Origin of the sequence: Ruegeria sp. (assembly GCF_028066395.1) — a bacterium.
In the GTDB taxonomy this organism is placed as follows: domain Bacteria; phylum Pseudomonadota; class Alphaproteobacteria; order Rhodobacterales; family Rhodobacteraceae; genus Ruegeria.
Genome location: NZ_JALCBM010000043.1, coordinates 32,590 through 40,395, shown reverse-complemented (window position 1 = coordinate 40,395; position 7,806 = coordinate 32,590). Strand labels below are relative to the sequence as shown.

Annotated in this window: 10 protein-coding genes; 4 read left to right on the top strand and 6 right to left on the bottom strand. The window is 62.4% G+C overall.

Annotated elements, in window-relative coordinates; translation table 11 throughout:
* A partial coding sequence (locus MPJ51_RS13975) for a bifunctional sulfate adenylyltransferase/adenylylsulfate kinase (protein ID WP_298387898.1) occupies nucleotides 1-1,211 on the top strand: 1,211 nt, incomplete at its 5' end.
* A gap of 51 nt (nucleotides 1,212-1,262) precedes the next feature.
* Here MPJ51_RS13975 and MPJ51_RS13970 read toward each other — a convergent pair.
* From MPJ51_RS13970 to MPJ51_RS13960, 3 genes are all read right to left on the bottom strand, one after another.
* Nucleotides 1,263-2,141: a PhzF family phenazine biosynthesis protein gene (locus MPJ51_RS13970; RefSeq protein ID WP_298387895.1), complete on the bottom strand. Its 879-nt coding sequence runs from the start codon at nucleotides 2,139-2,141 to the stop codon at nucleotides 1,263-1,265.
* Nucleotides 2,142-2,230: 89 nt separating this feature from the next.
* Complete coding sequence (locus tag MPJ51_RS13965) at nucleotides 2,231-2,455, bottom strand: DUF1150 family protein (RefSeq protein WP_298387892.1); 225 nt, start codon at nucleotides 2,453-2,455, stop codon at nucleotides 2,231-2,233.
* Between the two features lie 5 nt (nucleotides 2,456-2,460).
* Nucleotides 2,461-2,874, bottom strand: a complete 414-nt coding sequence (locus tag MPJ51_RS13960; RefSeq protein WP_085821398.1) for an Hsp20 family protein — start codon at nucleotides 2,872-2,874, stop codon at nucleotides 2,461-2,463.
* Between the two features lie 164 nt (nucleotides 2,875-3,038).
* Between MPJ51_RS13960 and MPJ51_RS13955 the strand changes: the two genes are divergently transcribed.
* From MPJ51_RS13955 to MPJ51_RS13945, 3 genes are all read left to right on the top strand, one after another.
* Entirely contained in the window at nucleotides 3,039-3,263 is a 225-nt protein-coding gene (locus tag MPJ51_RS13955) for a DUF465 domain-containing protein (protein WP_010441787.1), read from the top strand.
* 67 nt (nucleotides 3,264-3,330) lie between these two features.
* On the top strand, nucleotides 3,331-3,819 hold the full coding sequence (purE, locus tag MPJ51_RS13950; protein WP_298387871.1) for a 5-(carboxyamino)imidazole ribonucleotide mutase: 489 nt from the start codon (nucleotides 3,331-3,333) through the stop codon (nucleotides 3,817-3,819).
* Nucleotides 3,812-4,879, top strand: a complete 1,068-nt coding sequence (locus MPJ51_RS13945; protein WP_298387868.1) for a 5-(carboxyamino)imidazole ribonucleotide synthase — start codon at nucleotides 3,812-3,814, stop codon at nucleotides 4,877-4,879. The genes purE and MPJ51_RS13945 overlap by 8 nt, the downstream gene beginning before the upstream one ends.
* Before the next feature lie 68 nt (nucleotides 4,880-4,947).
* Here the strand turns inward: MPJ51_RS13945 and MPJ51_RS13940 are convergent, their stop codons facing one another.
* Genes MPJ51_RS13940 through MPJ51_RS13930 form a run of 3 tightly spaced genes read right to left on the bottom strand, consistent with a single transcriptional unit; the run spans nucleotide 4,948 to nucleotide 7,749 of the window.
* On the bottom strand, nucleotides 4,948-6,096 hold the full coding sequence (locus MPJ51_RS13940; RefSeq protein ID WP_298387866.1) for an alpha-D-ribose 1-methylphosphonate 5-triphosphate diphosphatase: 1,149 nt from the start codon (nucleotides 6,094-6,096) through the stop codon (nucleotides 4,948-4,950).
* Nucleotides 6,093-6,866, bottom strand: coding sequence for an alpha/beta fold hydrolase (locus MPJ51_RS13935; RefSeq protein ID WP_298387864.1), 774 nt, complete (start codon nucleotides 6,864-6,866; stop codon nucleotides 6,093-6,095). The genes MPJ51_RS13940 and MPJ51_RS13935 overlap by 4 nt, the downstream gene beginning before the upstream one ends.
* A gap of 40 nt (nucleotides 6,867-6,906) precedes the next feature.
* Nucleotides 6,907-7,749 (bottom strand): DMT family transporter, encoded by an 843-nt coding sequence (locus tag MPJ51_RS13930; RefSeq protein ID WP_298387862.1) that lies wholly within the window; start codon nucleotides 7,747-7,749, stop codon nucleotides 6,907-6,909.
* Nucleotides 7,750-7,806 lie beyond the last annotated feature (57 nt).

The window sequence follows — 7,806 nt, the reverse complement described above, 5'->3', positions numbered from 1 at the left end:
CCCGCCGCGACACCCCGAACGAGCTGCGCGCCTATTTCCGCAAGCTGGGCTGGCGCCGCATTGTGGCGTTCCAGACCCGCAACCCGCTGCACCGCGCGCATCAGGAACTGACCTTCCGCGCCGCCAAGGAAGCGCAGGCCAACCTGCTGATCCACCCCGTCGTCGGCATGACCAAACCGGGCGACGTGGACCATTTCACCCGCGTGCGCTGCTATGAGGCGGTGCTGGACAAATATCCGGCCTCCACCACCTCCATGTCGCTGCTGAATCTGGCGATGCGCATGGCTGGCCCGCGCGAAGCGGTCTGGCACGGCCTGATCCGCGCCAACCACGGCTGCACCCATTTCATCGTCGGCCGCGACCACGCAGGCCCCGGCAAGAACTCGGCCGGTGAGGATTTCTACGGGCCTTATGACGCGCAGGACCTGTTCCGTCAGTACCAAGACGAAATCGGCGTCGAGATGGTCGATTTCAAACACATGGTCTATGTGCAGGAACGCGCCCAATATGAACCGAATGATGAGATCGCGGACAAGGACAACGTCACGATCCTGAACATCTCGGGCACCGAACTGCGCCGTCGTCTGGCGGAAGGTCTGGAAATCCCCGAATGGTTCAGCTTCCCCGAGGTTGTGGCCGAGCTGCGCAAGACCAAGCCGCCGCGCAGCCAGCAGGGCTTTACCGTGTTCTTCACCGGCTTCTCGGGCTCGGGCAAATCCACCATCGCCAACGCGCTTATGGTCAAGCTGATGGAGATGGGGGGTCGTCCGGTCACCCTGCTGGATGGCGATATCGTGCGGAAGAACCTCAGCTCGGAACTGGGCTTTTCCAAGGAACACCGCGACCTGAACATCCGCCGTATCGGCTATGTGGCCTCTGAGATCACCAAGAATGGCGGCATAGCCATCTGCGCCCCGATCGCGCCTTACGCCACCACCCGCCGCGCCGTTCGGGAAGAGATCGAACAGTTCGGAGCCTTCTGCGAGGTTCACGTGGCGACCAGCATCGAGGAATGCGAACGCCGCGACCGCAAGGGCCTGTACAAGCTGGCACGTGAGGGCAAGATCAAGGAATTCACCGGCATTTCCGACCCTTACGACGTGCCCCAGAACCCGGAACTGAGTGTCGAGACCGAAAATGTCGAGGTCGACAACTGCGCCCATCAGGTTCTGCTGAAACTGGAAAGCATGGGCCTGATCGCGGGCAGCTGATCCCACAACATATACTGAAAAGGCCCTCGGATTTCCGGGGGCCTTTGTCGTTCAGTCCGGCAAATCAACCTGCCCGCGCATCAGGATATGGCCGCGCCCTGCGACCTTGATGCCGGTCATCGCCTCCGCCGGGCCAACCCGCGTAACGCGTGCCTGTCCGGGGCGGCCCATGTCGTGGCCCTGTTCTGCGATGAACACATCCTTGTCCATCAGGCCATATTTCCACAGATACGCCGCCATCGCGCCAGTGGCCGAGCCGGTGAACGGGTCCTCGGGCGGGCTGGGCGGTGCCAGCAACAGGCGCGAGAATGTGTCTCCTTCATCCGTTGCGCCCTTCAGCGTGACCAGAAACGGCTCGGCCATATCGGTGCCGGAATAGCCCGCTGCCTCGGCCACTTTGCGCAAGGGGCCTTCGACCAACCGCGCGGCGCGCAGGGCGTCGTGAGCGCGCAGGACCGTGACGCAAAAGGGTAACCCGGTCGAGACAAGCTGGGGCGGAGAGATGATCGCATCCTCGGGCAATCCAACGGCGGCGGCCACCAGTTCGGCAGGCACAAGCGTGCCGAATTGTGGCGCAACCTGCGTCATTTCGATCTCGTCCCCGTCCAGCCGGATCGAAACGATCCCGGCCCCGGTCTCCAGCGTCAGCGCATCGCCTGAAATCAACCCACGCGCGCGCATGGCGGCAACGGTGGCGATGGTCGGATGCCCGGCAAAGGGAATTTCGCGGCTGGCGAGGAAATAGCGCACGCGGATATCGGCAATCTCGGACGGCCCTGTGAAGGTGCATTCCACCAATGAGGTTTCGCGGACATAGGCCATGCAGACCTCATCAGACAGTCCCGCCGCGCCATGGACCACCGCGCAGCCATTGCCGCCAAAAGCGCTGTCGCTGAACGCGTCCACCCAATCGAAATCGAACCAGCTCATATGCGCCTCCTTGATTTTGCGCTTTGCCAGTTCGCATCTTTCGCCGCAGTCGCGGCGAAAGTCACGTCATTTCAGGAGGAGAGGCCTGTTCAGTGGACCGCCACCGGGGACAGGTCGTTTTGCCGGGCCAGGACAAAGGCCAGCTTGCGGTCCGCCACAAGCGCCAGTTGCTGCCCGTCTGAATCGTGAACCGCATATAGCTGATCCAGATCGCCCGCCTGATCGCGCAGATCGCGGGGCAGATCAGCCACATCGACCGTCTTGACATAGACGATACGATCACCTTCGGCGTTGATCTCAATCGGTGTATTCATAGCTCTTACCCCTTTCTTATGTTGATCGTTTGCACCACGGTTTCGGGTACGGCGCGGGTCAGATCCACATGCAGCAGACCGTTTTCCATGATCGCCTCGCCCACCTCGACGCCATCGGCCAGCACGAACATGCGCTGAAACTGACGTGCGGCGATGCCGCGATGCAGGAACACACGTCCCTCGCTGTCGTCGCGTTGACGGCCCCGGATCACCAGTTGGCGGTCCTCGATAGTTATCGACAGGTCCTCTTCCGCGAACCCGGCCACGGCCAGGGTAATCCGATAGGAAAAATCCGAGGTCTGTTCGATATTATAGGGCGGGTACCCTTCATTTCCGGCCTTTGCAGACCGTTCCAGAAGGCGTTCCAACTGCTCGAACCCCAAAAGATGCGGGTATGAGCCTAAGGTAAGTTTCGACACGTATTATCGTCCTTTATTGTCAAAGCGACGTTTTGTGCAGCCCCGTTCTGGCAACCGCGTGTTATAGAATATGGGAAGAAACCAGGATGTCCACAAGGTCTGGCCGGATAAACCCCGACACACTATCTTGTGTGACACGCACCACGAAGAAAGCCCGAGTCGCCATGAACGCGCCCACCGATCTGTCCATGAAAACCGATGAAGTTCTGCGGGTCGAGCTGGAGGTCTTTCGCCGCCAGCACCGCGATCTGGACGAGGCGATCGAGGCATTGCAGGCCAAGGGCACCTCGGATCAGTTGACGATCAAGCGGCTGAAAAAGCAGAAACTGCGCCTGAAGGACATTATTCGTCTGATCGAGGACCGTTTGACCCCGGACATCATCGCCTGACGCATTGCCACGAAGTCGGATTTGGCTATAGTGCGCGCTCTTTCTGGAAGGCAGGGACACGAAGCGGATGAGCGATGTGAAAGTGGGGATCATCATGGGCAGCCAGTCGGATTGGCCCACGATGAAGGAAGCCGCGGATATTCTGGACGAATTGGGCGTGGCCTATGAAAAACGTATCGTCTCGGCCCACCGCACCCCGGATCGTTTGTGGGACTATGGCAAGACCGCCGTATCACGCGGGTTGCAGGTGATTATTGCGGGTGCCGGAGGGGCAGCGCATCTGCCGGGCATGATGGCGTCGAAAACCCGGGTGCCGGTGATCGGCGTGCCTGTGCAGACGCGGGCACTGTCCGGGGTCGATTCCCTATATTCCATTGTGCAGATGCCGAAGGGCTTTCCGGTGGCTACAATGGCCATCGGGTCGGCCGGTGGGGCAAATGCCGGGCTGATGGCTGCCGGTATTCTGGCGCTGCAGGATACGGCGCTGGCCGAACGGCTGGATGCTTGGCGCGCCGCGCTGTCCGCCTCGATCCCGCAGGAGCCCGTCGATGACTGATATGCTTGCCCCCGGGGCCGTGATTGGAATTCTCGGCGGTGGCCAGCTGGGCCGCATGCTGTCGGTTGCCGCTGCCCGGCTGGGGTTCGTGACCCATATTTTCGAACCCGGCGCCAACCCGCCTGCCGGTCAGGTGGCCGACCGGGTGACCACCGCCGCCTATGACGATGCCGAGGCTTTGCGTGCCTTTGCCGATGCGGTGGATGTGATCACCTATGAGTTCGAGAACATCCCGACCGAGGCGCTGGACCTGCTGGAAGCCCACCGCCCGATCCACCCGGGCCGCGAGGCGCTGCGGGTCAGTCAGGATCGTTTGACCGAAAAGAATTTTCTGCAGGGGCTGGGCCTGAAAACCGCACCTTTTGCGGATGTCTCTGATCTGGCCAGCCTGAATGAGGCGTTGGATCAGATCCGTGCGCCCGCCATCCTGAAAACCCGCCGCTTTGGCTATGACGGTAAGGGGCAGGCGCGGCTGCACGCGTCTGCGGATGCCGAGAGCGCACTGGCCGACATGGCAGGTGCGCCCGCGATCCTTGAGGGATTCGTGAATTTCTCGCACGAGGTGTCGGTCATCGCCGCCCGGGGGCTGGACGGTCAGGTCGCCTGTTTCGACCCCGGCGAGAATGTGCATCGCGACGGTATCCTGCATACAACAACCGTCCCTGCCCGCCTGTCGCCCGCGCAGCGTACCGATGCCGTGTTGCTGGCGGCCAATATCCTGAACGCGCTGGATTATGTCGGTGTCATGGGGGTCGAGCTGTTTGTGACACCCGAGGGGCTGGTGGTGAATGAGATTGCGCCACGGGTGCACAACTCGGGCCATTGGACGCAAAATGGTTGCGCGGTCGATCAGTTCGAACAGCACATTCGTGCCGTGGCCGGGTGGCCTTTGGGCGACGGGCAGCGACATTCGGATGTGATGATGGAGAACCTGATCGGCGCGGATATGGACCGTGTGCCCGATCTGGCCCGAGAACGCGATGTGGCGCTGCATCTTTATGGCAAGGCCGAGGTGAAGCCGGGCCGGAAGATGGGTCATTTCAACCGGATCGCCCGCTAAGGGAAATCGCGCGTGCCGCGCGATGCCTCCGGCGGGGATATTTTTAGCCAGATGAAGCGCGGGATCGTTTACGTGACGAACCGCGTGGCGATATCACCGGACATATAGCTGACGCGGCCTGCGGCCAGTGTGGCGGCGACGCGGTGGGTTTTTGCGCCGAGAATGACCAGATCGGCGCGTTTTCCGGGCGTCAGGGTGCCGCGATCCGTCAAGCCCAGCACCTTTGCCGGACCAGATGAGACCAGCGCCCAGGCGCCTGCCAAATCCAGCAACCCGGAGCGGGCCAGCATCAGCGCGGCGCGACGTGGACTGGGATAGTGGTAATCCGAGGCCAGCGCGTCGCACAGCCCCATCGCGATCAGATCCAGCGCACTGGCATTGCCTTTATGCGATCCGCCGCGCACCACGTTGGGTGAGCCGAGAATGATGTGATCTCCGCCCGCGCGCGCGGCCTCAGCCGCCACCAGCGTTTCGGGGAATTCGGCGATTGGGGCACCGCGCGCGCGCCACGCGGCGCGTGTCTCGGCGGTGGCATCGTCATGGCTGCCCAGACGCACACCCTGCCCGCGCAGATCGGCGCATAGCGCGTCGAGTGCAGCTGGGACCTCGTCCTTGCGGGCGTGCATCTGTTTCAGCATGGCCAGATGCGCCTCGGGGTTTCGACCGGCCTTAAGCGCCTGTCCGGTCAGGCGCGGTGGGGTGCGGCCCTGCGCCAGCCGGTCATGCGGCAGGTGGTCGTTGAAGACCACATAGGGCACCTGCCAATCGGCGATCTTTCCGGGCAGGTCCGCATAATCGTCCAGCATATGGGTTTCGAACCGCAACTGCGGGATCAGGTCAGTGACAACGCTGTCCTTGACCGAGGCGACGGCATCAAACATCTGCGCCGCGAAGTCGGGGCCGCGCACCCCGCCCTCCCAACTGTAGAACTGCGCCAGAACGGCGGTGGTGATGCCATTTGCGGCCAGTTCGGCCTCGACCGACAGAATGCCCTCGGCCATTTGCTTCATCGCGCCACGGCGCGGCGCGATATGACGTTCGAACCCGTCGCCGTGCAGGTCCACGATACCCGGCAGGATCAGGTATCCCGACAGGTCGACCTTACGCCCGGCGCTCTCCTGTTGCACCAGCCCGCCGGCGATGCCGAGATCCGCCTGCATGAGCCCGTCGGGCAGCAGGACATCCGCGCCCGTAAATGTCAGCCCTAATGAGGTCATCGCGTAGGTTCCGAGTCAGGTTCCGAGCAATCCTGCCCGATGCAGATCTCGTCTATTATGGTCTGAACGCCACCAAGCCAAGTGATCTGAGGATCGAACCGGCCGAATTCGATGAAATGCAGCGCCTGCGCCATGACACGGGGGTTATTCATCATGAACGTATGGGTCACGGGCAGAACGATGTGGTCGGCCATCCCCTCGACCTTGGTGGTCGCGACCGAGACCTTGCCGTCATCCCGCCCGTCGATCAGCGAGGAAAACACCGGATTCAGGGAGTTCTCGCCCGCGATCACCCCAAGTTCGAAATCCACCGGCGGCAGGCGGCGCGGTATGCCGTCGGGACCAGTGCCCAGCGCCAGCCCGGCAGGGCCGTGCAGCAGGCCGAACACCTCCCAATCGCCCAACTCATCCACCAGCTGGCTGCCCTGGTTCGGCGGGCCGAGCATGACGACGCGGCCCAGGTTTTCGGGCGTGTGATCCTGCAGCCAATAGCGCAACAGGATGCCGCCCATGGAATGCGTCACCACATCTACCGTGTCATCGCCGCAGGCCGAAAAAGCATCTGGCAGAGTTTGTGCGGCCAGCTCTGGAATTGGCAGATCGGTCGACGGGTATCCGGGTCGAACCACGGTATAACCGTGAGCCTCGAAAAGCTCCTCCATCACGGTGAAGGACGCCTCGGTGCGCGCCAACCCATGCAGCAGCACGACGCATTTGGCAGATGCGGCAGCGGGCATAAGACAGATCAGAAGGGCGACTATGAACCTCATGCCCCGTCAGATAAGGGGTGCAGTGGATGGAGGGAACCCCCTAGCCGCGCGCCTTGCGTAACGTCGCCAATGCGATCCCGGCCAAGACCAACGCCGCGCCGATCATAAGCTGCGCTGTCGCGCGCTCTCCCAGCAACAGCACACCGCCGATGATGGCAATCACCGGCACGCTGAGTTGAACCACCGCCGCAATTGCCGGGGCAAGTTGCGGCAACACCCGATACCACAGCGCATAACCCAAGCCGGATGTTACACCGCCGGACAGTGCCGCCAGGACATAGCCTAAGACGGTCATCTGCCACGCGCCACCGGCGGTCAGCAGAACCAGCGCAGTTACCGGCAGCGCCACCAGGAAATTGGCCGCCGTGCCGGACAAAGCATCCGGCTCGGATCGTCCGACCAGAGAATAAATCGCCCAGCCGATCCCCGCCGCCACCATCAACGCCGCGCCGAGCGGATCGACCTGCACCGCCTCTGATGGCCATAGGACATAAGTCAAGCCGGCCAGCGCGATACCTGCCCCCACAAATTGCCGACCGGTCGGGGATGCACCCGTCAGGGAACTGATCGCAAACATGGTGATCTGCACCACGCCAAACAGGATCAACGCCCCCAACCCCGCATCCAGTGTCAGATAGGCAACGGAAAACCCGATCATATACAGCGACAATGAACCCGCGCCGAGGACGCGCCGCCGATTGCGCACCGGCAACCGCCCACCCCGCATCCATACCAGCGCCACCAGAACCACAGCGCCCGAAAGCACCCGCACCACCGCAAACCCCGCCGGATCGCTGGCCCCGCTTTCGACCGCCATCCGGTTCAGAATTGAATTGGCCGCAAAGGCGCACATGGTCAGGGCGGTCAACAGAAACAGTCTCATAACCATCCGCATAACCGGTTCATCAAGGTTTGCACACACACTTTCTCGCGCGCCTTT